Origin of the sequence: Terrilactibacillus laevilacticus, from assembly GCF_006517395.1 — a bacterium.
Taxonomy (GTDB): Bacteria; Bacillota; Bacilli; order Bacillales; family Sporolactobacillaceae; genus Terrilactibacillus; species Terrilactibacillus laevilacticus.
The window spans coordinates 651,964-677,479 of sequence record NZ_VDCY01000001.1 but is presented as its reverse complement, the minus strand read 5'-3'; the positions used below and the strand labels follow the sequence as shown (position 1 = coordinate 677,479).

The window sequence follows — 25,516 nt, the reverse complement described above, 5'->3', positions numbered from 1 at the left end:
AATGTCGTTAGATACAAATTTTATGGTTAAAGTGGCCTACACAGCCCTTCAAGGCATTCCCGTTACACTGAATATTGTCTTAGTTGCACTACTGATCTCATTGCCGATTGGCGTCTTATTTGCATTAATTAGGATCTATCGTATAAAGGTCTTGGAACAATTTGTGAAATTCTATGTATCCCTCGTCAGAGGAACACCCATTATTGCACAGATTCTGATTGTTTACAGTGCGTTTCCGAGTCTGTTGAATGTGATTATTGGCAAGGCAGCATTCGACATCAATCCGATTTATTATGCCTACATCGTCTTTACATTGAATAGCATTGCGACCTTGACGGAAGTTTTCCGCTCAGCGCTTCAGACGGTTGATAAGGGGCAGATGGAGGCGGGTCTAATGGTTGGGATGCAACCGCGTCAAACCTTTTGGCGCATCATTCTGCCTCAGGCGTTGATTTCGGCGGTGCCCAACATAGCGAACGCAACTTTATACCTGATTAAAAATTCATCTTTGGCTTTTATCATGTCTGTTAAAGATATTACTGCGATTGCGAAAACGGAGGCAGCTTTCAACTATAACTTTTTGGAAGCCTATTTAGTAGTTTGGGTTTACTATCTGATCATCTGCTATAGTGCCGAAGTGATCTTCTACCTGCTCGAGCGCTATTTCAGCAGATATCGAAGACCAACAAAGCAAACAACCGGCTTTAACTGGCTTCCCTTTAGTCTCAAGCAGCCGAAACTAACAGCGAAAACAGATTTAACAGAAAGCGAGAGGACCAACCATGCTAACAATTGAAGGCTTAAAGAAAAGCTATGCAGGTCATGACATTCTTAAGGGAATCAGCTTCAATGTGAATAAGGGCGATGTCATTTCGATTATCGGGCCCAGTGGTTCTGGGAAGACGACGCTGTTGCGGACGATTACCACTTTGGAAGAAGCTGATGGCGGGCATATCTCTTTTGCCGGAATCGATAATGACTTCCAGAAATTAAATGGAAAAGACATCAATACAATTCGACGCAATGTCGGATTTGTTTTTCAAAACTATAACCTTTTTAATAACAAAACGGCATTGCAGAACATTACGGAAGGCTTGATCGTTGCCCGCAAAGTGAAAAAAAGCGAAGCGAAAAAAATTGCTCTGGAGGCACTGGAACGTGTTGGTTTGACGGATCGTCAGAACCACTACCCATCACAGCTTTCTGGCGGTCAGCAGCAGCGTGTCGGGATTGCTAGGGCGATTGCTCTGAATCCTCAGGTTATTTTCTTTGACGAGCCGACTTCGGCCTTGGATCCGGAACTTGTTGGGGAAGTGCTAAAAGTCATGCAGGATTTGGCAAATTCAGGGACGACGATGGTTGTCGTTACGCATCAGATGAATTTTGCTCGTGATGTTTCAAATCGAGTGATTTTTATGGCTGACGGTTATATTGTCGAGCAAGGATCTCCTAAAAAGATTTTTGAGAATCCTTCTGAAGAACGCACCAAGAAGTTCTTGACGGACATCTTATCGAACGTATAAAAAAGAAACAACTGCCGGATGAGCAGGTTCAGCCATACTTTTTAAAAAATTATGATGTAAACCGAATAACGAAGGAGATCTAGGCACATGACAAGTATAGAAAAACATGTCATTGTTACGGGTGCAAGCAGTGGCATTGGCCGGGCTGCTGCCGTTGAGCTCGCTAAGCGAGGGTACAACGTACATTTAATTGGCCGTAATAGAGAGCGTCTGGCTAAGGTACAAGCTGAGACGATTCGTGATGGTGTTGAGAGTCCAACCTATCAACTTGAATTGACCGATAAGGATGCTGTTCAACAGGTAATTGATGAAATCTATGCAAAAACCGGACGTATTGACGGGTTGGTCAATTCCGCAGGTATTTTCTACACGACGGACGTTTTAAACTATGACGATAAGTCCTGGAAGGAAATCATGGACGTCAACTTCTATGGCACCTTGTATCCAAGTCTGGCACTGCTTCCGAAATTGTTCGATCAGGGCTTTGGCAGCATTGTGAACGTGACGTCTGTCGATGCCTTTGACGGTATCCTGGATTACGATGCCTATTCTGCCTCAAAAGGTGCCGTGACAAGTCTGACTAAGACATTGGCACTGGAGGGCGCTTCCAAAAATGTTCGCGTAAATGCGGTTGTTCCGGGAATTACCGATACGGAAATGACACATGAGCGGCTTCTAGAAAACATTGAAAAGTACCGAAAAAAAGTGCCGATGCAACGACCTGCCCAAGCGGCCGAAGTCGCAAAGCCGATTGCCTTTCTGATTTCCGACGATGCGAGCTACATCACTGGCCAAAGTCTTCATGTCAATGGTGGCTGGCGTTTAGCATAAAGGCAATAAATAAATCCAGGTGGTGACTGTTGTGGCAGAAAATAAACATCAAATTCTACTAGATACGTTGGATAACAAGCCGACAGACCGAGTGTTAGCCGGTTTTTGGCATCACTATCTATCAAATGAGCAAAAACAAGTTCTTGGATACCGTGACTTAGCAGTGATCGATGAGGTGGTTAATCGCCAGCAGAATTTTTATGATCGTTACCACCCTGATTTTACGAAGATTATGAGTGATGGATTCTTCTTGCATCCCAGTGTGATTGATAATGAGTTTGAGACACCGGAGGATCTGAAAAAGATTCAGCCCATTGATCCGGATGATCCATGGATCACTCGGCAGGTAGCCGCAATTAAGGCAATTGTTGACCATTACGAGGGTGAAATTGGTAGTTTTTACAATATTTTTTCTCCGTGGTATCAGTTGCGTCTGCGTTTTGAAATTCTTGAAAAGGATTCCGAAAAAATTTACCGCTTTTTAAAAAAGGAGCCTGAGGCAATTGCCGATGCCTTTGACGTGCTTAGCGATGATCTGATTGTTTTGGGCACTAAATTGATTAAAGAATCGGGGATTGACGGCATCTATCTGTGCGTTCAGCAGCCTCAGGATTCGCTCATTAGTACGAAGCAGTGGCAGCAATATGTTCAGCCAAGCGAGGTTAAATTGTTGCGGGCGGTTCAAGACATTCGTGATTACAATATCATCCATATCTGCGGCTTTAACGGCAAACGGAACCAGCTGGGCGATTATAAAGATTATCCGGTAAAAGCCTTTCACTGGGCCACTTACGTGGAAGAAGTTTCTTTGAAAGAAGGAAAGGAACTCTTTGGCGGTCGTGCGGTGATGGGTGGTTTTGAGAATACGGAGAACGGTGTCTTTTACAAAGGTTCAAAAGAAGAGATTCAGGCTGAAACGCAGCGTCTGCTCGAAGAAAACGGGCACCAAGGCATTCTCCTCAGTGGCGATTGCAGTATCCCGTTTGACACGGATGATGCTCATGGTCAATGGGTCTCGGAAATGCTAACGGTCGAGGCATACCAGCGGGTTACAGGCAGTGAGAAAAGGTAACACATATGAAATATATTTTTGATAAGAAAAGCTGTTTTGGCTCGAATTGATGGTTAGGCAAAATGAGTGGAGAGAAAAGTGATCACCTTTCTCTCCACTCATTCATTTTTAAGGCATTTGTAATTTAGCAGAGCCCTTCACGTGTGAAACGAGAAAGAAAGAAGAAGACAATAAAAGACAAGATGGATCAGAGTTAATGGTTCCATTGTTGTGCAATAATAGGCTTTCTTTTATATTTATTTATAACACTCGATGGTTTAATTTTTGGTTGATAATAAGATAAAAAATTGATTGAAAGCGCTTTAAATAAACGCGCTAAGGATGAGGACACAAATTAAGCCCATAATAGAAATAATGGTTTCTAATAATGTCCATGTTCCAAACGTTTCTTTTAAACTTAAATTGAAGTATTCTTTAAACATCCAGAAACCAGCGTCGTTTACATGAGAAGCTATTAAACTTCCCGCACCAGTTGCAAGAACCATTAGTGCAGGGTTTACTGCACCGGATACCATAAGTGGTGTTACGAGGCCAGCCGTTGTTAATGCAGCAACAGTAGCTGATCCAAGGCAAAGACGTAATATAGCAGCAATGATCCAAGCTAGTAATAGAGGCGATAGATTTGTTCCAGTAAACATTTTTGCAACATAATCGCCTACACCACCATCGATTAAGACTTGTTTGAAGGCACCACCACCGCCAATGATAAGGAGCATCATAGCAATTTGGCTAATCGACGTTTCAACGGAACTCATGATCGATTTCATAGGGATTTTACGTGCAATTCCCATCGTATAGATGGCAATGATGAGCGAAATAAGCATGGCCGTTCCTGGAGCACCAATAAATTCAATGAATGACTTAATCGGTGTATCACTTTTAACGGCTAAAGAAAAAATCGTTGCTAACGCCATTAAAATAACTGGAAATAGGGATGTTATCGTACTTATGAAAAATCCAGGTGTATCCTCAAGTTTAAATTCTTTTTGTTTTCCTAAGGCTTTGATATTACCTTTACGTTCAAATGCGCTAGGTATCACCTTAATGGCAATTTTACTAAATAGAGGCCCTGCAACAATGGCTGTTGGAATAGAGATAATAAGTCCAAACAAAAGGACTTGCCCCATATTTGCGCCATAGGCGGCTGTTATCGCTGTTGGTGCTGGGTGAGGTGGTAGGAAACCGTGTGTCACCGATAAGGCAGCAACCATTGGAATTCCCAAATATAAAATAGAAATACCAAGTTCAGTGGCTATGGCAAAAATAATTGGAATTAAAAGGACAAGACCTACCTCAAAGAAGAGAGCAATACCGATAATGAAAGAAGCAACAACAACAGCCACTTGAATTTTTTTACGACCAAAGCGATTGATTAATGTAATGGCGATTCGATAAGCACCACCAGCATCAGCGACTAATTTCCCAAGCATTGCGCCAAAACCAAACACAAGAGCGAGGTGACCTAATTGACTGCCTATCCCTGTTTCGACAGATGTGATAATTTTAGTGATATCCATACCAAGACCAAGGGCAACTAAAATAGCAACAACAACTAACGAAATAAACGTATTAACCTTTAATTTGACAATCAAGAAAAGTAATAATAATACACCTAAAGCAACAATAAATATGGGCATCACTAATTCCTCCTTCATTATTATGAAACTTCCATCAGCGGGGGTTTTTCGATGCACAGGATGTGCTAGTGCAGTCGTTGCGATAGGACGCCTGGTTTTTAGCCTGCTTCATCCTCCACTAATGGTGAGCCAGAACCAATCGGGCCTTTACGGGCAGTTGTGCCAACCTATTTTCTTTGAATGCTCAGAACCTTGAAGTGGGGATCAATATTCGCCGTTAAGGCGGGATCAAAAAGAGTTGACCTATCTGCCTAACCATCCACCATCGACAACAAGTAAATGACCATGGATATAATTGGATGCATTAGAGGCAAGAAAAATAATGGTGCCTTTAAAATCTTCCGGTGTACCCCAACGTCCAGCTGGAATACGGTCCAAAATTTGCTTACTCCGAATGGGATCCTGAATAAGGGCTGTATTCATATCAGTTGCAATGTAACCTGGAACGATGGCATTCACATTCACATTATGCTCTGCCCACTCATTGGCAAGCGCTTTTGTAATCTGGGCAACACCTCCTTTTGCAGCAGCGTAAGCAGGGACAGTACACCCCCCCTGGAATGAAAGAAGAGACGCCGTATTAATGATTTTCCCATGACCTTTCGCAACCATGTGTTTTCCAGCTTGCTGGCATAAAAGCCAAACAGCTTTTAGATTAACTTGTAAGACGTCATCAAAATCTTTTTCTGAGAAAGTGGTAGAAGGCGAACGTCTTTGAATTCCTGCATTATTCACAAGAATATCAATGGTTCCAAATTCGTTTAGGACTTTAGGAATGGCTGCTTTAACATCGTTTGGGTTTGACATATCGCATGAGATAATTTTACAAGTCTTCCCAATTGTTTCAATAGCTTCTTTGACTTCTTGATTTTCGGATCGTTGTAGAAGAGCAATGTCAGCTCCAGCTTCTGCTAAAGCAAGTGCCATCACTTTACCAATACCGCGTGTCGCACCAGAAATACAGGCAACTTTTCCATTTAATGAAAATAGATTCATAATCTCTCACCTCATTTTTTAAAAAGTTTTATATATTATTAAGGATGAAATAGTATTTTTAGAGATTCATCAGGGTATTCCATTAATTCAAATCCTTTTTTAATCTCTTCGATAGGTAAAATGTGAGAGATAATAGGGGCGACATCGATTCGACCATCCTCCATCAGTCTTAGTGCAGTTCTAAAATCATCATGTGTGTAGCATCGAGTCGTAGTTAATGACAATTCACGAAAGTGCATCGCAGCAAGATCAACTTGCGGCTTATTTTTGAATACGCTTACAACAGTTGCCTTACCTTGAAACTTAATGGCAGGTAACATTTGGTCAATCGTTGCTTGATGTCCTGCAACCTCAAAGACAACATCTGCTCCTTTTCCATTTGTAAGAGAAAGAGCCACTTGAACAACATCGTCAGTTTGACTATCAACAACATGGAATCCTAATTCCTTGGCTTTTTCTAAGCGAAAAGGACTAACATCCGAGATGATGATCTCTCCAGCACCAGCATTTTGTGCCGCTAGACCAATGAGTAAACCAATTGGACCAGCACCTAATATTAGGACCGTATCGCCTAATTGAAGGGAAGATCGTTTGACAGTATGTATAGCGACAGCCACTGGTTCGACAACTGCTGCATGTTCTTCAGTTACATTCGAAGGGATTTTATGTAATCGATGTGTAGGAACCGAAACATATTCAGCAAATCCACCGTGATGATCAATGCCGATTAATTGTAGTAAGTTGCATACATGAAATTGACCGGAACGACATGCATCACACGAACCACAACTTAAGGTTGGTTCAATAACGACGCGATCGCCAACTGAAAATTCATCTACTGAGAGAGGATGAACTTTTTCAATAATACCGCTGAATTCATGTCCCATGGCAAGAGGTGCTTTTGCTCTAGGATGTCTCCCAAAGTAAATCATCATGTCTGTACCGCATATACCGGCAAAGGAGACTTTGACTAGGACCTCATCTTTTTTGATGGTTGGAATCGGTAATTGACCCATTTCAACATGTTTTGGCGACTTGTAGAGTCCAGCCTTCATTTCTGACATTTCTATCCCTCCAACTGTAAATTTATTTTAAACATTGAGGACTTTTATTTGGAATAAGACACTATAAGCATAGAATCTAATTAAAAGGACGGATCGTTTTAACTAGAATTCAATTTACAGTGAGTATATGACCAATAGGAGGATGTTAGACTAGTTGGTTTTAAAAACAGCTCAATTTTTGTCTCTTATATGATTAAAGAACAAAAAAGAACCTCATGATATGATTCCATCAAGAGGTTCTTAATTTATTGGTTTCTTATCTGAATCTAGTGTAAATCCTTCACCGAAAACTTCATATACATCATGAATAGATACAAAAGCATGGGGGTCAATTTGGTTAACAAGATTTTTTAATCTAAAAATCTCACTTTGACTGACAACACAATAGAGGACTCCCATTTGTTGACCCGTATAACCGCCCTTTCCATTGAGTATGGTGACACTACGGTCAAGATTTTTTATGATAATATTAGATATAGCTTCATTTTTTTGTGATATAATCATAGCCGCCTTTGCTGCATAGGCCCCTTTTTGAATAAAATCAATGACTCGCGCAGCAACAAAAACAGCAACTAGTGTATACATGGCTTGAACAAAATTCAAATAAATAAGTGAGGCTGTAATAACTAAAGCATCAATAATAAACATGGTTTTTCCAATATTCCAACCGACATATTTGAAAAGAATACGAGCGACAATATCAGAGCCACCTGTTGTTCCGCCATATTTAAAAATAATTCCGAGTCCTAATCCAATAAGGACGCCTGCAAATAATGCAGCTAGTGTCATATCACCGGTTAATGAGATATTAAAAGTTAAAAAATGCTGGAAGACATATAGGAAAAAGGATAGGCCGACTGTTCCAATTAAAGTATAAATAAAACCATTTTTACCTAAATACCTCCAACCTATGAAGAACAAGGGGATATTTATGACGATATTGCTTATTGCTGGATCAATATGAAATAAGTTATATAAAATGAGTGTTATTCCTGTAATTCCGCCTTCCGCCAGTTTGTTCTTAATGTTAAAGTTAACAAGTCCAAAAGCGAAAAAAGCAGAACCAACGATAATGAATAAGGTATTTTTTAATTTAATCGATACATTCATAATTTCAATCCCTTTGTATTGGCTAATTTAATGACGTTTTATACCTTCTTTTACTAATTAATGGCATGAACTTAATTATATATAAAAGAAACTGAACGTTCAATCGACAAAAGATTTGTCAATACATCCTTTTTTGCTTAATATTACATGTAGTGGATGTTTTGGGAGGCTAGAGATTTGAATCAGTTAAGTATAAAAGGTATGCAGAAAGAAGTAGATGAATACATAAGTCAGTTTAAAGAAGGTTATTTTTCACCACTTGCCATGACGGCTCGTTTGACAGAAGAGCTTGGCGAACTTGCACGGGAGATCAACCATTATTATGGTGAAAAGAAAAAGAAAGCCTCTGAAGGCGAGAAGGCTATAGACGAAGAACTTGGAGATTTGTTATTTGTTTTAACGTGTCTTGCCAATTCTTTAGATATAGATATGGAAAAATCGTTCAAGATGGTGATGAATAAATTTAATACACGAGATAAGAATCGTTGGACAAGAATAGACGCACAGGAGGAAAAATCATGAGTCAAGAAAAAATAAAATTAATCGTTGCTGGTGCACGTGGTCGAATGGGATCGGAAACAGTCAAAATGATTTCTAGAACTCCCGATTTTGAATTGGTAGGGGTTGTTGATCATAAATATGAGGGAGAAAAAATTGGTGATCTCTTAAATCTCTCATCCATGGATGCTAGGGTATATACTGATATTGAACATTGTTTTAGTGATGTTAAACCAGATGTCTTAATTGATTTCACACATCCTGAGATTGGTAAGAAACATTTGCAGACAGCCATCGATTATGGAATCAAAACAGTTATTGGTACGTCAGGTTTTACAAGTGAAGAGGTTGAAAGATTTAAAAAACAAATGGATGAAAAACAGTTAGGCGGGATTATTGCTCCTAATTTTGCGATCGGTGCCGTTCTCTTAATGAAGTTTAGCAGTATGGCAGCCAAATATTTTCCTGACGTTGAGATTATTGAAATGCATCATGATCAGAAAAAAGATGCACCATCAGGAACAGCCGTGAAAACAGCTGAACTTATTCAAAAAAATCGAGAACAAAAAGCTCAAGGACATCCCGAGGAGAAAGAATTATTGCCTGGTGCTAGAGGAGCAGAGTTCGATGGCTTGAGAATTCATAGTGTTCGCTTGCCAGGTCTTATTGCTCACCAAGAAGTTCTACTTGGAGGAGATGGAGAGTTACTAACCTTGCGTCATGACTCCATGAATCGTCAATCCTTCATGACTGGTGTTGCTTATAGTGTCAGAACAGTTATGTCTCTAAACACGCTCGTATATGGTCTTGAAAATATTCTTGATTGAGGGGGAAAGAATGATGAAAATAGCACTCATCGCTCATGATAAAAAGAAAGACGATATGGTACGATTTGCAACAGCCTATGAACCGATATTATCGAAGCATGAACTGTTTGCGACAGGAACCACTGGCCTACGCATCATGGAAGCTACCTCACTTAAAATCCATCGTTTTCAGTCCGGTCCACTTGGAGGAGATCAACAAATAGGCGCCATGGTGGCAACAAATAATATGGATATTATTCTGTTCTTTCGCGATCCATTAACTGCCCAACCACATGAGCCTGATGTCAGTGCTTTAATGCGTTTAAGTGATGTTTATCAAATCCCTCTTGCTTCAAACATGGCTTCAGCCGAACTGGTCATGCATGCTTTAAGTCGAAACGACCTACATTGGCGCGAGATAATACATGATAAGGAAGAAGGAAATAGTAAAGAATGAGTGAACGACAACTTGATATTTTAGCATTTGGTGCCCATCCAGATGATGTTGAAATCGGGATGGGTGGAACACTGGCTTTACATGCTCAAAAAGGTTACAAAGTTGGCATCTGCGATCTAACAAAAGCTGATTTATCGTCTAATGGCAATGTTGAATTAAGACAAAAGGAAGCCAAAAGGGCGTCTATAGCATTGAATCTTGAAGTTCGTGAAAATTTAGGTTTTCCTGACCGTGGCCTCCAATTTACCGAGGAAAAATGTGCTGCGATTGTGGATATTATTCGAGAATATCAACCTAAAGTGATCTTTGCCCCATATAATAAAGATCGTCATCCAGATCATGGTGATTGTGGCCATTTGATTGATCAAGCCTACTTTTCGGCAGGAATAAAAAAATATACCGCTCATTTGAATTTGCCAAGTTTCAGGCCTAAAGAACTTTATTATTATTTTATTAATGGATTTCATCATCCAGACTTTGTCGTTAACATATCAGATGTTTACGAAAAAAAACTGGCAGCACTAATAGCCTATGAAAGTCAATTCGAACCGACTAACGGAGTAGACACACCGCTGACAAACGGATATATAGAAACGGTACAAAGTCGCGATCGATTATTTGGAAAAGAAATTAATGTTACATATGCCGAAGGTTTTAAAACAAAGAGACCCTTAACCCTAGGTGATATAGTTGGAGGTCATGTGTGATGGGACTTAAGATTGGTATTACGTGTTACCCTACCATCGGCGGTTCAGGTGTTGTTGCGACCGAGCTTGGAAAATTACTTGCTCAAAAAGGCCATGAAATTCATTTTATTACATCCAGCATGCCCTTTAGATTGGACAAACCCTTACGAAACGTTTTTTTTCATGAGGTTGAAGTGAATCAATACGCCGTATTTCGTTATCCTCCATACGATTTAACCCTCGCAAGCAAGATGGCTGAAGTGGCTTTGAGGGAAAAGTTGGATATTTTGCATGTTCATTATGCCATGCCACACGCTGTTTGTGCCTTCTTAGCTAAAGAAATGGCCGGTGGTGCATTTAAAATTGTTACGACACTACATGGGACAGACATAACGGTTCTTGGTGATGATCCATCACTCAGTGAAATAATTCGTTTTGGTATCGAAAAATCCGATGCTGTAACGGCTGTATCCAAAGATCTTGTTCATCAAACAAGGGACATGCTCCATACGAATAAAGAAATTGTTCCAATCTATAATTTTGTTGATGAAGAAACTTATGTCAGACGTGACATTCCTGACCTAAAGAAAGAGCTTGGTATTGAGGAGAATGAAAAAGTTCTTATTCATATTTCTAATTTTCGGCGTGTGAAAAGGGTACCAGATATTATCCAAACCTTTAAAAACGTTCATGATCAACTACCATCAAAATTATTGCTTATCGGTGAAGGTCCTGAATTTCCTATCGTGCGAGATATCGTGCGAGATCTTGGAATTGAAGAGCACGTCCTTTGCCTTGGGAAAAAAGAAAATGTGGCTGACTTATTATCAATAAGTGATCTTGTTCTCCTTTTATCTGAAAAAGAAAGTTTTGGTTTAATCCTCTTAGAGGCAGCTGCTTGTTCAGTACCTGCTATAGGAACACGCATTGGGGGCATCCCAGAAGTCATTGTGGATGGTGAAACAGGTTTTATCGTACCATGTGGAGATATAAAAGCAGCATCTTCACGAGCCCTTGAAGTGCTTCAAAATCTGGGTTTACATGAAAAAATGGCGAGCCAAGCTTTTAAACGGGCTCGAACGACATTTGGAACTGAGCACATTCTTTCTCAGTATGAATCCGTCTATTATCAAGTACTTGGTAAAAATAATCATTAGATAGATTTAAGTATAATAAATGATCTACCCGGTTAAACAATAGATAAAGAGGTGGCAGGTGTTGCAATTTCCTTTTCCTAAAGTCATACCAATTTTAAATCAATTAAATGATCATGGTTATGATGCCTATGTCGTCGGCGGAGCAGTCAGGAATGCTTTTCTCGGCTTGCCTGTTCATGATATTGATATTACAACGTCTGCTACCCCTGACATCGTTCAAAACCTATTTCCGAAAACAGTCCCTGTGGGAATTGAACATGGGACTGTTCTTGTTATTTATCAAGGAGAAGGGTATGAAGTGACGACTTTTCGATCTGAATCTGAGTATCGTGATTTTAGGCATCCCAATACCGTGACCTTTGTTTCCTCCATTCAAGAAGATTTAAAACGTCGGGATTTTACCATGAATGCAATGGCAATAGATAAGGAAGGGGTTCTCATTGATCCCTATGGGGGAAAAAAAGATTGTCAATTAAAACAAATTCGAATGGTAGGAAACCCATTAGATCGAATTCAAGAAGATCCTCTACGCTTATTACGTGGATTGCGTTTTCTAAGCCAATTGGATTTTACGCTTGGAAGTCTTGAAAGGCAAGCCTTTAATGAAACATCTCCATTGTTGTCCAAAGTATCCATAGAACGAGTGTCTCAAGAAATGACTAAACTCCTTCATGGACAAGCAGTATCAAAAGCATTACAATATCTCGTTGAAACAAATTGTCATGAACATCTTTTACTCTGTAAGAATAAAGGAGAGGACATTCTCAATCACAGTAAACGAAAACTTATCATGCTTCAAAGTGATGCTGAACATTGGTGTGCTTTTTTATTGGCTCTTAAAATAGATATTCGAGAATTTTGTTATAAATGGAAAATGTCCAGTTCTTTAAGGAAAGCGATGATTACATTAAAGTCAGTTTTTCAAGAGCAAGCTCAAAAACCATGGGATATTTATTCTTTGTATCAAAGCGGACTAGAACAAGCCCTTGCCATCGAACGATTAAACTATGTCTTTTATTCTCATTATTCAATGCAAGACCAACAGATTCATCAATTATGGAAGAGGATGCCTATACATCATCGTCAAGATGTCTCTGTTTCAGGTCATGATCTTATAGAGTGGTTGAACAAAGAAAGCGGACCTTGGATCGCACAAAAGCTTGAACAAATCGAAAAACTTATTCTGTCGGGTCAACTGATAAATAGAAAGGAGGACATCAAACAATGGCTCTTACAATGAAAAAAACAAAACATAAAATTCTAGACATGTTGTTAAAACATCCTGATATTCACTTGTCTGGGCAAAAAATTTGTGATGTCCTTGGCTGTTCTAGGACAGCCGTTTGGAAACATATTAAAGAACTAGAATCAGAAGGTTTCAAGATTGAAGCCATTCAAAAGAAGGGATACCGACTTCTTTCAACACCAAATGAATTAAGTGAAGCTCGAATTCTAGTTGGCTTAAAAACGAAAGAGTTAGGACAACATTTGATCTATTTTGATTCCATCGGATCGACTCAAAAAGAGACTCAACATTTAGCGGAGGATGGGGCACCACATGGCACATTGGTCATTACGAGTCATCAAATGACTGGACGCGGCAGACTCGGACGTACCTGGTCTATGCCGAAAGGAAAAGGGATTGCGATGAGTTTAATTTTACGACCTAAACTGTCCATTAATAGGATTCCTCAACTAACACTTATTGCTGCAGTCGCCGTTTATAAAGCTATTACGGAAGTAACGGGTATTCAAACAGATATTAAATGGCCAAATGATATCCTTGTCATGGGGAAAAAAATAGTGGGTATTTTAACGGAAATGCAAACTGAAGGGACAAACGTTAAAGCTGTCATTATTGGTATGGGGATGAATATCAATGCCAATAAAAATGATTTTCCAGAAGAAATACGTCACGTGGCCACATCGTTAAAAACATTAACTGGAAAAGAACATGATATGTCATTAATTGTTCAAACGATCCTTTTCTATTTTGAAGAGCTTTATTTGCGATATTTAGAAGAAGGATTTTCGGTCATTAAATGGATGTGGGAGAGCCATGCTGTGAGTATTGGTAAACGGATCAATGCTCGATTATTTAATGGAAAAGTTTTAACTGGTCTCGCTAAGGGGATAGATGAAGAAGGTGCGCTTTTACTAGAAGATGATCAGGGTTCTATTCACAAAATTTATTCCGCGGACATCGAAATAGAATAAGGCTAAATCAAAGAGGGAAGGTAAAGAACCCTCTTTTTTTCACTTTATGTAGGATATATCCCATAATTTTAACCAATTCGTGCTATATTTCATATGAAAAACCTGTCCTATAAATCCAAATCCTACATATAATAGAATGACATTCAGAAAATGGAGGAGCAAACTTATGTTTTTATTATTTGAGAAAGCAGTATTAGGTATGGCCACTTTAAGACTTCTATCAGGTAGTATTGAAATTATAGCAGCCATTCTTATGTTAAAGGTCAATCAAATAGATAAAGCACTTGTTATAAATAGCTCCTTAGCCATCGTTGGTCCGCTGATTCTCATAGCAACAACATCCATTGGACTTATTGGGATAGCTGATAAAATCTCTTTTATTAAAATTTTATGGATTTTTACAGGAATAGCTTTAATCCTTTATGGAGTAAGAAGTGGTTGAAATTATTTGACTCTTCTTACTACATACCGAAACTCTCTTTGTTTAAAAAAAGAAACTGTTCCATCTTTTAGCACTCTTTCTTTTCATTCGCCATGACATTTTCTAACTCTTTAAAAAGTTTACGAATATCCTTGCCTTTAGCAAGATTAACATGGACTTCTTTAATAGCTAACTTTTTTACAACATCAAGCATTTTTTCTTTAGATCCATCTTTTTGTATGGTTTGCTCATTTCCCTTTTTATCAAGAAGCCAGAAAATATAGTTGAGGTTAGGTTGTTCATCTGGATAACTGAAAAAGACAACGTAGTGAACATTAAACATATCATCAAAAAATTGTAGGACGCCCCGTAAATAATTATCTTCATTTTTTGTGCTAGAAAGAGAAACTGTAAATTCATTTCTTTTTCCTATTTGTTCAATATGATCTAATATGTGTTCTATAAATAACTTCATGACTCTACTCCTTAATGTGAATAAGGGGTATTTTCTCCTTAAAAACTTTCTTTATACTTCATAAATCTGTTTACCTCATTTATGTTGTGATAGTTAAGATGGAGACTGAAAAAAACGGAAAACGAGAAATTAGGGAAAATAAGGATGAATTAATTCATCCTTATTTTTTACGCCAAGCAAAAAAAGGAATGAAAGTGGGTAAGGAGAAATTAAACGATACGCTGACTATTTTTGTTAGTCCACCAGCACCACCCGAAGGAGTCGAATTTGGAAATAGAAATACTCCCATGGCAAAACTTTGTATAACAGCGCCCAATATAATGAAGGTTGCCCGTATACAATAGAGGTGGAAACGAGTCATTAAACTTGTACGCAAATAAATCACCTTAATTTTCAAATATATGTATTTGTCCAACTTATTCTAATGTATGCTTCCGTTAATAAGTTATGATACCTAATGACTTTTTCAAAGAAGTCGAGGCTAGTTGTTGCGAAAACAACCTCTCTAAATATGTGATTTATGATCAAAAGACGAAACCCAGGTATTCTACATGATCCGATGACAAAAAGAAAAATCTTACCATTTTAATCACTGAATAAGTTTTCACACAAGGGATAATCTAACATGGAGAATAGTTTATGTGGAGGACCATTTATCATGACTAATAAAAAAACTTCGGCAATGGTGGTCGCAGCGATTGGATCTATCCCATTAATCATGACTTTAGGGAATTCCATGCTCATTCCAATATTGCCAAAAATGCAATCTGAATTAAAACTCAGTTCATTTCAAACCAGTTTAACAATAACAGCCTTTTCTGCTGTAGCAGCCATTTCTATCCCTATCCTTGGATACTTATCAGACCGTTTCTCCCGAAAAGCGGTTATTATTCCATCCTTAATGCTATATGGATTAGGAGGAATATTGGCAGGCTTTGCTGCAGCTATATTTTCAAATGCCTATATATGGATCATCGTTGGACGAACTCTTCAAGGAATTGGTGCATCAGGAACAGCACCGATAGCCATGGCTTTAACAGGAGATCTATTTAAAGGATCTGAAGAAAGCAGAGTCCTTGGACTGGTCGAAGCATCAAATGGTTTTGGTAAGGTTTTATCACCTATCTTAGGATCTTTAGTTGCATTAATTGTCTGGTATGGGGTCTTCTTTGCCTTTCCTGCTGTCGTTCTTGTATCCATTATTCTTACATGGATTTTTATAAAGGAAAAAAAGAAGAAGAAAGAAGCACCAAAATTTGGCCAATACGTTAAAGGATTATTAAGTGTCTTTAAACAAGAAGGAAAATGGCTTCTTACAGCTTACCTTGCTGGAGCAACCTGTTTATTCACTTTGTTTGGAATCCTTTTTTATTTATCTGATACTTTAGAAAAAACATATCGTATTGATGGTGTTATAAAAGGGCTTGTCCTAGCCATCCCGCTATTAGTGATGTGTTCGACTTCTTATATTACAGGAAGTAAAATTGGTGAAAATCAGAAGTTGATGAAAAAACTGATCATCTTAGGTTTTATTTTTGTAACAATTTCTTATGGTTCATTAGCCTTTTTTAAAAACATAGTTCCATTTATATCGGTGCTCGTGATAAGCAGTGTGGGAACTGGTTTAATTCTTCCGTGTATCAATAGTTTTATTACTGGAGCCGTAGGAAAAGAGAGAAGAGGTTTTGTCACATCCCTTTACGGATCTGTTCGGTTTCTTGGTGTAGCTGTTGGTCCGCCTGTTTTTGGTTGGTTAATCTCATGGTCCAGAATGGGAATGTTTTTATCCATTGCTGGATTTACTTTTTTAGTGGGCGTACTTGCTTTGTTTTTGATCCGTGTCAAGGATAACGAACAAGAACAAACAGGTAAAAATGAAAGAGGAAAAAGAGGCAAAAAAGAGAAAAATAGGACGATTTTAGAGCCAGTTGGAGGTCGATAAACGACTATGGAGATGTTTAGACAACCCTACTCGTGAGGTGGTTATTTTTTTCGCCAAGCTAATGAAGGTACCTTTGCTTCAATAGAAAGATTATATAACCAATTAATAATTTTTGTGGAAATCCATTGACAGAGAATGGCTTGTATAACAATTTGCCAATCGATCACATAAGCCGTAATAACAAAAATAATGCCATTAATCCAAAACATCGGTTTTCCAGGGTCAACATGTCGATACCTCGATATAATATAAGCGATGACGCCGATTCCTCCATTGGAAATCCCTTGTCTCAATAGGAAGGAAATACCAATACCGAAAAATATCGAACCGAAGAACACGTCAATCCACACGTTAGAAAAAGGCGTGACCAAAAGTTTTCCAAAGACATCGATGGAAACAGATGTTACTGTAATACCAAAAAGGGTTCCAACAACATATCCACCACCTAAATATTGATAGGCGAATAATAGAACAGATGAGTTCAATATCCATAATGTCACACTAAGAGGTAAATGAATCCAATAATTAAGCAATACGGTTAATCCAGCAGCCCCACCCGTTGGGATCGCATTAGGAAATAAAAAAACACCCATAGAAAAACCTTGAATGACGGCGCCTATAAAAATCAGTATGTATTTTTTCGATAAATAACTCAATACGTAAATCGTATTATGCCTTTTCAAATGAAATCATCCTAACATTTTAATGAAATATATGATGACTTGTCCTCTTTTATTAATGTATTCGGATTCACTTAAGAGAATGTCATATATTTCTCATAAATATAAGGAGAAAGGATAAGCGAACTGTAAAACAAAAAAGAGCCGACCTGTTCCATTCTTTCATGGGACGGTTGGCTAAATTTACATATCAAATCATCATGGTATCTTTGTCGTGACGCCCTAAAATTTGATTTAATATTTGATTCACTAGTGGTGAGAAGGCGGGATGATTTCTTTGTCTAGGTCGAGAGATTGGTATTTGAATATCTTGGGCAATCGATCCATCCTGAAGTAAGATAACACGATCCGCAAGTAAAACGGCTTCTTCTACTTTAAGTTGACCAATATCTCACATTCAAACGTGAGTGGGTGAAGGGTACGATTGGATAAAGAAAACTTGCCGATTGCGGGGCCTGTAAGGCGTAAATTATTTTTATACTTGCTTAGGTTCAAAAAAAAAGCGATAAGGCTCTTTTTTTTGAATGACCTAATGGATAAAATTCCCTAAATATATTAGATTACTTATCGATCTGGGTCTTTAGGATTAAGGACACGTGGTCGACGATTTTTTAACGGGATTGGCGAACGAACCAATACATCTCGAAAAGCCTTGAAGTTAAATGGTATAAAAGGCCAGAGGTATGGAACACCAAAGGATTGCATACGTGCGAGTAGAATAATAAAGATCGTTGATGCAATGACATAACCCGGTGTATGAAACAAGGCTGTAGAAAGGAGTAAAGCAATACGCACGAGCCGATTGGCCAAGCCGAGTTCATAACTCGGTGTCGCAAATGTTCCGATAGCAGCAATCGAAAAATACAAGATGACTTCATTCGTAAATAGACCAACTTCAACAGCGACTTGCCCAATCATTAAGGCTGCAACCAGTCCAAGGGCGGTAGCTAGTGCCGTAGGGGTATGAATCGCCGCCATTCGTAACATATCCATGCCAACTTCAACAAGTAGGAATTGGAGTAGAAGGGGTATTTGACCTTTGTCATTTGGACCTATAAAGTCAAATCGGTCTGGGATTAAACTAGGTTCTAAATTTAATAAATACCATAGAGGCATTATAAAAATTGATCCAAAAACGGCTAAATATCGCACCATTCTTAAATAGGCCCCGGTTAGAGGTTTATTTCGATATTCTTCTGCATGTTGCAGATGATGCCAGTAGGTGACTGGCGTAATCATGACAGATGGGGAACCATCAACAAAGATGCAGATGTGCCCCTCAAATAGATGGGCTGCTGTTGTATCAGGACGTTCGGTAAACCGAACAACCGGAAATGGGTTCCAGTAATTCCCCGATATATATTCGTCGATCGTTTTTTCTGCCATAGGAAGGCCATCTGTATCGATGTCTGAAAGTATGTCTTTTAGTTTATGTACCATCTCCGGATCCGCGATATCTCCAATATAACAAATGACAATGTCCGTTTTTGAACGACGCCCAAGCTGTAAAAATTCCATTCTTAATGTACGATCGCGAATTCGTCTTCTTGTTAAAGCAGTATTAAATACGATTGTTTCGACAAATCCATCACGAGCTCCTCTAACCACTCTTTCTGTGTCAGGTTCTTCCGGTCCACGGACGGGATAAGTCCTCGCATCAATTAAAATAACTTCGTTAATTCCATCAACGATAAGAGCCGTTTGACCAGTCAATATGATATCGACAACTTGATTTAAATTGTCATTTGAACTTACCTCAACGTGAGGAATTTCTGATCTAAGAAGCTTTTTTAATGTATTTCCTTTTAACTCTTCTTTTTTTACTTTTGCGAGGAATTTCAAAAGGAGGTGGAGGAGATTATCATTAACTAATCCATCTACAAGAAACATGGCCATTTTCTTTTCAGCATACTCAACATCTAAATGAATAACATCAAAGTTCTTTCCAACGCCGAGTTCATGTTTTAAATACGCTATATTTTCATCAATGTTGGTTCCCACTTGTTTTTTTGGTTGATTATCCATAACAAACCTCAAATCGATAGACAAAATTTTATAAAAGATGATTATTTCAATGATTACCATTTATACATAAAAAAATACACAAAGGTTTAGCTACCAATGCATTAATACCGTAAGATGATGTTTAATATGTCTTGATTCAGTGTTAACATTTTTAAATGTGTTATATTTCTACTTATTGCTAAATCACCTTATCTTCTATATACTTACGAATGGGTATGATATTCAATAACACAGGTTAGGATAAGGGCTGCATTCATTTACAGAAGCGGCACCACGTGTTTGATAACCAAACCCAAATATTCTGCCATGATCCAGAAATATGGACTTGGACAGAGGATGGTATTTAAATAAGACCTATTTGAATATAAAATAAAAAGCGTTTTTATTATTTCGCTATATTTTAGTCAAATGGGATACCTCTGTCTTCGCCAATCATCTTAAATGATAAGATGTTAAAGGTGGGGCTTTTTCTTTTTTAGACTTACCTAAGAGACATGAGGTCATAATCTTTTTTACCAGTCCTCTTTTTAATGACAAGGAGGAAGGAAAACAATTGAAGACAATAACTCATTTTCAAAAAATGAAAAAGAATCATGAGAAAATAGCCATGTTGACGGCTTATGATTATCCGTCAGCTAAAGGAGCCGAAGAAGCAGGGATTGACCTAATCCTCGTGGGTGATTCTGTGGGAATGGTCGTACATGGCTATGAATCGACTGTTGATGTCACACTGGATGAAATGATTCTTCATACAAAAGCTGTTAAACGCGGGGCACAAGACACTTTCATTGTCACGGACATGCCCTTTTTAACGTATCATGGAACCGTATCAGATACGATACAATCAGCAAGAAAACTGATTCAAAGCGGCGGGGCACATGCTCTTAAATTAGAAGGAAGCGGCGAAGTTTTTCAGATGATTAAAAGGTTGACGGATGCCGGTGTTGCAGTCATGTCACATCTTGGTTTAACTCCGCAATCTGTTGGTGCCATGGGAGGATACAAAGTACAAGGAAAGAGTCTAGAATCTGCTGAAAAATTAATTCAAGATGCCTTGGCTGCGGAAGAATCTGGTGCATTTGCACTTGTGCTTGAATGTGTTCCTGAACCAATTGGAACCTTAATTACAAAAAAATTAACGATTCCAGTCATTGGAATTGGTGCAGGTCGATATACAGATGGACAAGTCCTTGTCTATCATGACGTCTTAAAATATGGAATGGATAGACTGACTTCATTTGCAAAATCCTATGTTGACCTTTCAAAACTTTCTCGTGACGGAATATTAGATTATATTCGAGAAGTTAAAGAATCTGTTTTCCCGTCAGCTGAACATGTCTTTCATTTGGATAACCAAGTTTTACATGCATTAAAAGGAGGAGAATCAGAATGAACATCATCACAACAATTGAAGACATGCAAAAGTTGGCGACAGAGATCAGAGAAGAAAGGAAGACGATAGGTTTCGTACCAACAATGGGGAACCTTCATAAGGGACACGCTTCGTTAATCAAAAAAGCCAAAACAACGTCTGATTTTGTTGTCGTAAGTGTGTTTGTTAACCCTACTCAATTTGGTCCGAATGAAGATTTTGAAACCTATCCTAGAACACTAGACGAGGACGCTAAACTTGTTGAAGATCTTGGTGCAGACGTTCTATTTCACCCGAGTGCAGCAGACATGTACCCTCAAGATAACCCTATAATGGTTCATGTCACACAAGGTGTCGACGTATTATGTGGAGAAAAACGGCCAGGACATTTTGATGGGGTTGCGACAATTCTAACCAAGTTATTTCATATTGTTTCACCTCATCACGTCTATTTTGGTTTAAAGGATGCTCAACAAGTGGCTATTGTTCAGCAACTTATTCAAGATTTTCATTTTCAAATTCAACTTTTTCCTTGTCCAATGATTCGTGAAGAGGATGGCCTAGCGATGAGTTCTCGTAACAGTAAACTGAGTGCTGAGGAAAGAAAAGAAGCTTTACATCTTAACCGTGCATTGAAGTTAGGTGAAAGTCTCATTGAAAAAGGTGAAAAATCAACTGAAGTAATTAAAAGCTCCATTACTCGTTATTTTTATAAAAATTTGAATCTTGGTGAATTGGATTACGTTGATATTCTTCGCTATCCAGAACTTAAACCTGTTGATGAACTTTCAGGACAAGTGATTATCGCCTGTGCTGTGAAGTACAAACAAGCAAGATTAATTGATAATCGAATTCTAATGATTCCTGCAGCTAAGGAGGTACTAGGTTATGCTAAGACACATGATGAAAAGTAAGATACATCGTGCAACCGTGACTGAAGCTAACCTGAACTATATGGGTAGCATTACAATTGATCGTGATATTTTAGCGGCAACCAATATTTTACCTCATGAAAAGGTTCAAATTGTCAATAATCACAATGGCGCTAGACTGGAAACCTATGTGATAGAAGGTGAAGCAGGGTCAGGAACTATTTGTCTAAATGGAGCAGCCGCTAGACTCGTTCAAAAAGGTGATACCGTTATTATTATTTCTTATGCAGTTATGGACGATCAACAATGTCATGATTATGAACCGATCGTGGCTTTCATGAATAAGGATAATACCATTCAGTCTATTAAAAATGGGGAAAAAGAACGTACCGTTTATTAATGAAACGTTTTATTTTTTTGTATCTAAAGAAAAAGTGTTCATATTTTAACGTGATGTTATAAATTCCCTCGTTCAAATGCAAACTATGGATGAACGGGGGATCAATGATGAAAAAATTTGCTTGGATGATAGGTTTGCTTTGTATATTTCTTAGTCACGCCTCTATGACATATGCAAAGAAAGAAGTGGTCATTCATTTTAAAAATGATCAAATAGCGATTAGTTTTTTAAAATTATCTAACGGTGAAGCAACATTAATCCAAGAAGCTCATCAAACAACATTGATTAATACGGGAGCAAAAAGTTCAAGAAACGAGTTATTTAATTGGTTAGATAGGTATGGGGTAAAAAAGTTAGATGCCTTAATTATCACAAGAGCGGGGAGGCTCTATACGGGCAACAAAGATATTTTGTTAAAAAAATATCATATTAAACAATACATAGCACCTAGAGCCATCAGTAAAAGTCAAACATTCACTGAACTGAAGAAGATAGGTAAACTAAAAATAAATGTAATTAATGAGCGCTATGAAGGAGCGAATTTATTATTATCCTATGGTAGTGAAAACATTTATTTTTTAAGTATTCCCCACAAATGGACAAACAAAAAAACTCCCCAAGCAAATATCATTAAAATCGATCATTTTGGATTAAAATCAAGATTGGATTCAACTTGGATAAAGCATTTAGATCCAGAAATGGTTGTGATTTTCAAGAAAAAAGGGTACCGCGCTAGCCCAGAACTTTGTCATCAGTTACAATCTAACTTTATTGATTTATATTTATTAAATGAAACAGGGACTGTATTAGTCCTGTTATCACCAAATGATTATCAAGTCCATTCCATACCTGATAATTGAAGCTAATTCGTGATATAATGATTTTGATATTTGAAACTTTGGTCACATTTATGTGATATGTGAAATGAACCAAAAAGGTTTTTAAGAAAACTTGCCGATTGAGGGTCCTAGAAAGCGTAGAAAGAGGATAAGCTCGTACTATCCTTACTTTCTTAAAGTGTAAAATAAAACGAAACCAAAATAGGTTTCGTTTTAAAGCGTGTGAGTTAGGAATAATTTTTCCCTTTAATATAGGGTAATCTTAGTTTGACCTTTTTCCATTGAACTATGTCTAACAGATTTTACGTAAAGGAGGATATGAATGGCAGAGATGTCATTTCTATATGATTTTTAAACCAAATTTATCATGATTTAATTACATAAAGTGAAACTTCCATCAGTGGGGGTTTTTCGACGCACAGGATGTGCTAGTGCAGGCGTTGCGACAGGACGTCACGTTTTTAGCCTGCGTTATTCCCCCTGATGGAAAGCTTGAACCAATCGGACCTTTACGGGAAGTTGATTCCCCGCCTATCTTCTTTAAATACTCAGAATCTTGTGGTGGGGTCTTTTCTAGCCGTTAAGGCGGGATAAAAGGTGATACTTTGAAAAAATGGATTATAATTTTTATTTCAATTATTGTTGTAGTTGTCATTTCTCAATCATGGATAACTTATCACAAAACTGTCTCTTACAAAAATAAAGAAGAAAATACAGCCATAAAGAAGGCTGAAAAACATGACAAAATCTCATCCTCACAAATTTCAAATGTGACTTACTATAATGGTAAAACGCCTTATCATATTATCAGAACTAAGAAAAAAAATAAGGATGTTTATCTATGGGTGCCTGATACAAAGAAGGGGAGTTACATTGAAAGAAATGTAAAAGACGGTATTACAAAAAATAAAGCCTTAAGTATTTTCTACTCACTCAAGTATGATACCTTGAAAGTTGTTTCAGTTAAACTTGGGGCAATTAATGATGTTCCCATATGGGAAGTTACGTTTCTCGATCATCAAAAACGTTACAACTATGTCTCTTTAACCTTTGATGATGGGAAAGAGATACAACATATTTTGCATATTTAGAAATATTGGAGGCTAAATATATGATCAAAACGACTATTTCAAAAGTCAGCCAATATGTTGATCAAGAAGTGACGATCGGCGTATGGTTAACTAATAAACGTTCTAGTGGGAAGATTCAATTTTTACAATTGAGGGATGGTACGGGGTTTATTCAAGGTGTTCTTGTAAAAAAAGAAGTATCAGAGGAAGCTTGGGAAGCAGCCAAACATCTAACACAAGAAAGTTCATTTTATGTTAAAGGTCTTGTTCGTAAAGATGACCGGGCTCCATCTGGATTTGAACTCACCGTAACAGATCTCAACATCATACAATATGCCACCGATTATCCAATCACACCAAAAGAACATGGCACAGAATTTTTGATGGACCATCGCCATTTATGGTTAAGATCCTCAAGACAACATGCCATATTAAGAATTAGAAATGAAATCATTCGAGCAACCTATGAATTTTTCAATAATCATGACTTTATTAAAATTGATCCACCGATTTTGACAGGAAGCTCAGCTGAAGGTTCGACAGATTTATTCCATACTGAATACTTTGACCGTGATGCTTATCTATCTCAAAGTGGTCAATTGTATATGGAAGCAGCCGCGATGGCCTTTGGTAAGGTATTTTCATTCGGACCCACTTTTCGTGCTGAAAAATCAAAAACGCGTCGCCATTTAATTGAGTTTTGGATGATTGAGCCTGAGATGGCTTTTACTGACCATGAAGAAAGTCTTGTTATTCAAGAAAATTATGTCTCTTTTCTTGTTCAATCAGTCCTTAAAAATTGTCCATCAGATTTGAAAACTCTTGGCCGGGATCTCAGTAAACTTGAAAATATTAAAGCCCCGTTCCCAAGAATCACTTATGATGATGCGATTAAATTATTGAAAGACAAAGGATTTAATGATATTGAATGGGGTGAGGATTTTGGTGCACCACATGAGACGGCGATTGCCGAAAGTTTCGATCTACCTGTCTTTGTAACCAACTATCCAACGACGATCAAAGCATTTTATATGAAACCGCAACCTGGTCGTGAGGAAGTGGTTCTTTGCGCAGACCTCCTAGCTCCAGAAGGATATGGAGAAATTATCGGAGGCAGTCAACGTATTGACGATTTAGAACTTCTTAAGAAACGATATGAAGAGCATAACTTGACCGATCCTGCATACAAGTGGTACTTGGAACTTAGACAATTTGGCTCCGTTCCACATTCAGGCTTCGGTTTAGGGCTTGAACGCACCGTCGCATGGGTTTGTGGAATTGAACATATTAGAGAAACAAGTCCATTCCCTAGATTATTAAACCGAATTTATCCTTAATACAAAAAAACCTCACTATGTGAGGTTTT

General features: G+C 38.0%; 27 protein-coding genes. 19 read left to right on the top strand and 8 right to left on the bottom strand.

What is annotated here, in order from left to right; all coding sequences use genetic code 11:
- Position 1 precedes the first annotated feature (1 nt).
- The 4 genes from FG390_RS03025 (at position 2) to FG390_RS03010 (ending at position 3,426) form a co-directional block, all read left to right on the top strand.
- Positions 2 to 796, top strand: coding sequence for an amino acid ABC transporter permease (locus FG390_RS03025; protein ID WP_141189511.1), 795 nt, complete (start codon positions 2 to 4; stop codon positions 794 to 796).
- Positions 783 to 1,523 carry an amino acid ABC transporter ATP-binding protein gene (locus tag FG390_RS03020; RefSeq protein ID WP_141189510.1) on the top strand — a complete coding sequence of 247 codons (741 nt, stop codon included), beginning with the start codon at positions 783 to 785 and terminating at the stop codon, positions 1,521 to 1,523. Before FG390_RS03025 ends, FG390_RS03020 begins: the two co-directional genes overlap by 14 nt.
- Positions 1,524 to 1,610: 87 nt before the next feature.
- The gene (locus tag FG390_RS03015) at positions 1,611 to 2,354 is read left to right on the top strand and encodes an SDR family NAD(P)-dependent oxidoreductase (RefSeq protein ID WP_141189509.1); all 744 of its coding nucleotides are present in this window, start codon (positions 1,611 to 1,613) and stop codon (positions 2,352 to 2,354) included.
- A 31-nt stretch (positions 2,355 to 2,385) separates the two neighbouring features.
- The gene (locus tag FG390_RS03010) at positions 2,386 to 3,426 is read left to right on the top strand and encodes a uroporphyrinogen decarboxylase family protein (RefSeq protein WP_141189508.1); all 1,041 of its coding nucleotides are present in this window, start codon (positions 2,386 to 2,388) and stop codon (positions 3,424 to 3,426) included.
- Positions 3,427 to 3,728: 302 nt separating this feature from the next.
- Here FG390_RS03010 and FG390_RS03005 read toward each other — a convergent pair whose 3' ends face one another.
- From FG390_RS03005 to FG390_RS02990, 4 genes are all read right to left on the bottom strand, one after another.
- The gene (locus FG390_RS03005; protein ID WP_141189507.1) at positions 3,729 to 5,063 is read right to left on the bottom strand and encodes a gluconate:H+ symporter; all 1,335 of its coding nucleotides are present in this window, start codon (positions 5,061 to 5,063) and stop codon (positions 3,729 to 3,731) included.
- Positions 5,064 to 5,306: 243 nt separating this feature from the next.
- Positions 5,307 to 6,059 carry a glucose 1-dehydrogenase gene (locus FG390_RS03000; RefSeq protein WP_141189506.1) on the bottom strand — a complete coding sequence of 251 codons (753 nt, stop codon included), beginning with the start codon at positions 6,057 to 6,059 and terminating at the stop codon, positions 5,307 to 5,309.
- Positions 6,060 to 6,097: 38 nt separating this feature from the next.
- Positions 6,098 to 7,123, bottom strand: coding sequence for a zinc-dependent alcohol dehydrogenase (locus FG390_RS02995; RefSeq protein ID WP_246092635.1), 1,026 nt, complete (start codon positions 7,121 to 7,123; stop codon positions 6,098 to 6,100).
- A 240-nt stretch (positions 7,124 to 7,363) separates the two neighbouring features.
- Positions 7,364 to 8,233 (bottom strand): YitT family protein, encoded by an 870-nt coding sequence (locus FG390_RS02990; protein ID WP_141189505.1) that lies wholly within the window; start codon positions 8,231 to 8,233, stop codon positions 7,364 to 7,366.
- Between the two features lie 201 nt (positions 8,234 to 8,434).
- Here FG390_RS02990 and FG390_RS02985 point away from each other — a divergent pair, with 201 nt between their 5' ends.
- The 8 genes from FG390_RS02985 (at position 8,435) to FG390_RS02950 (ending at position 14,496) form a co-directional block, all read left to right on the top strand.
- The gene (locus FG390_RS02985; RefSeq protein ID WP_373681521.1) at positions 8,435 to 8,755 is read left to right on the top strand and encodes a nucleotide pyrophosphohydrolase; all 321 of its coding nucleotides are present in this window, start codon (positions 8,435 to 8,437) and stop codon (positions 8,753 to 8,755) included.
- Positions 8,752 to 9,558, top strand: a complete 807-nt coding sequence (gene dapB, locus FG390_RS02980; RefSeq protein WP_141189503.1) for a 4-hydroxy-tetrahydrodipicolinate reductase — start codon at positions 8,752 to 8,754, stop codon at positions 9,556 to 9,558. The genes FG390_RS02985 and dapB overlap by 4 nt, the downstream gene beginning before the upstream one ends.
- Positions 9,559 to 9,571: 13 nt before the next feature.
- Positions 9,572 to 9,994: a methylglyoxal synthase gene (locus FG390_RS02975; RefSeq protein WP_141189571.1), complete on the top strand. Its 423-nt coding sequence runs from the start codon at positions 9,572 to 9,574 to the stop codon at positions 9,992 to 9,994.
- Positions 9,991 to 10,701: a bacillithiol biosynthesis deacetylase BshB1 gene (gene bshB1 / locus FG390_RS02970; protein WP_141189502.1), complete on the top strand. Its 711-nt coding sequence runs from the start codon at positions 9,991 to 9,993 to the stop codon at positions 10,699 to 10,701. Before FG390_RS02975 ends, bshB1 begins: the two co-directional genes overlap by 4 nt.
- Positions 10,701 to 11,837: an N-acetyl-alpha-D-glucosaminyl L-malate synthase BshA gene (gene bshA, locus FG390_RS02965; protein WP_141189501.1), complete on the top strand. Its 1,137-nt coding sequence runs from the start codon at positions 10,701 to 10,703 to the stop codon at positions 11,835 to 11,837. The genes bshB1 and bshA overlap by 1 nt, the downstream gene beginning before the upstream one ends.
- A gap of 58 nt (positions 11,838 to 11,895) precedes the next feature.
- Positions 11,896 to 13,077, top strand: coding sequence for a CCA tRNA nucleotidyltransferase (locus FG390_RS02960; RefSeq protein WP_181406336.1), 1,182 nt, complete (start codon positions 11,896 to 11,898; stop codon positions 13,075 to 13,077).
- Positions 13,074 to 14,054 carry a biotin--[acetyl-CoA-carboxylase] ligase gene (locus FG390_RS02955; RefSeq protein ID WP_141189570.1) on the top strand — a complete coding sequence of 327 codons (981 nt, stop codon included), beginning with the start codon at positions 13,074 to 13,076 and terminating at the stop codon, positions 14,052 to 14,054. The genes FG390_RS02960 and FG390_RS02955 overlap by 4 nt, the downstream gene beginning before the upstream one ends.
- 166 nt (positions 14,055 to 14,220) lie before the next feature.
- Entirely contained in the window at positions 14,221 to 14,496 is a 276-nt protein-coding gene (locus FG390_RS02950; RefSeq protein WP_141189499.1) for a YqhV family protein, read from the top strand.
- Between the two features lie 67 nt (positions 14,497 to 14,563).
- Here FG390_RS02950 and FG390_RS02945 read toward each other — a convergent pair whose 3' ends face one another.
- Both FG390_RS02945 and FG390_RS16310 read right to left on the bottom strand, forming a co-directional pair.
- A complete protein-coding gene (locus FG390_RS02945) occupies positions 14,564 to 14,950 on the bottom strand; it encodes a hypothetical protein (RefSeq protein ID WP_141189498.1) in 387 nt (128 codons plus the stop codon).
- 160 nt (positions 14,951 to 15,110) lie between these two features.
- Entirely contained in the window at positions 15,111 to 15,239 is a 129-nt protein-coding gene (locus tag FG390_RS16310) for a hypothetical protein (RefSeq protein WP_258311546.1), read from the bottom strand.
- Positions 15,240 to 15,608: 369 nt separating this feature from the next.
- Here FG390_RS16310 and FG390_RS02935 point away from each other — a divergent pair, with 369 nt between their 5' ends.
- Entirely contained in the window at positions 15,609 to 16,892 is a 1,284-nt protein-coding gene (locus tag FG390_RS02935) for an MFS transporter (protein WP_141189497.1), read from the top strand.
- 41 nt (positions 16,893 to 16,933) lie between these two features.
- On the opposite strand, the gene FG390_RS02930 is transcribed toward FG390_RS02935, so the two are convergent.
- Both FG390_RS02930 and FG390_RS02925 read right to left on the bottom strand, forming a co-directional pair.
- Entirely contained in the window at positions 16,934 to 17,575 is a 642-nt protein-coding gene (locus FG390_RS02930; RefSeq protein WP_246092634.1) for a YitT family protein, read from the bottom strand.
- A 561-nt stretch (positions 17,576 to 18,136) separates the two neighbouring features.
- Complete coding sequence (locus FG390_RS02925) at positions 18,137 to 19,597, bottom strand: spore germination protein (protein WP_141189496.1); 1,461 nt, start codon at positions 19,595 to 19,597, stop codon at positions 18,137 to 18,139.
- 553 nt (positions 19,598 to 20,150) lie between these two features.
- On the opposite strand from FG390_RS02925, the gene panB reads away from it, so the two are divergent.
- The 6 genes from panB (at position 20,151) to asnS (ending at position 25,487) form a co-directional block, all read left to right on the top strand.
- Positions 20,151 to 20,990 carry a 3-methyl-2-oxobutanoate hydroxymethyltransferase gene (panB, locus tag FG390_RS02920; protein WP_141189495.1) on the top strand — a complete coding sequence of 280 codons (840 nt, stop codon included), beginning with the start codon at positions 20,151 to 20,153 and terminating at the stop codon, positions 20,988 to 20,990.
- Positions 20,987 to 21,883 carry a pantoate--beta-alanine ligase gene (gene panC, locus FG390_RS02915; RefSeq protein ID WP_141189494.1) on the top strand — a complete coding sequence of 299 codons (897 nt, stop codon included), beginning with the start codon at positions 20,987 to 20,989 and terminating at the stop codon, positions 21,881 to 21,883. Before panB ends, panC begins: the two co-directional genes overlap by 4 nt.
- Complete coding sequence (gene panD / locus FG390_RS02910; RefSeq protein ID WP_141189493.1) at positions 21,858 to 22,241, top strand: aspartate 1-decarboxylase; 384 nt, start codon at positions 21,858 to 21,860, stop codon at positions 22,239 to 22,241. Before panC ends, panD begins: the two co-directional genes overlap by 26 nt.
- 104 nt (positions 22,242 to 22,345) lie before the next feature.
- Positions 22,346 to 23,101 (top strand): ComEC/Rec2 family competence protein, encoded by a 756-nt coding sequence (locus FG390_RS02905; protein ID WP_141189492.1) that lies wholly within the window; start codon positions 22,346 to 22,348, stop codon positions 23,099 to 23,101.
- Positions 23,102 to 23,685: 584 nt separating this feature from the next.
- A complete protein-coding gene (locus tag FG390_RS15695; RefSeq protein WP_181406335.1) occupies positions 23,686 to 24,171 on the top strand; it encodes a hypothetical protein in 486 nt (161 codons plus the stop codon).
- 23 nt (positions 24,172 to 24,194) lie between these two features.
- Positions 24,195 to 25,487, top strand: coding sequence for an asparagine--tRNA ligase (gene asnS / locus FG390_RS02895; protein WP_141189567.1), 1,293 nt, complete (start codon positions 24,195 to 24,197; stop codon positions 25,485 to 25,487).
- The last annotated feature ends 29 nt before the right edge of the window (positions 25,488 to 25,516 follow it).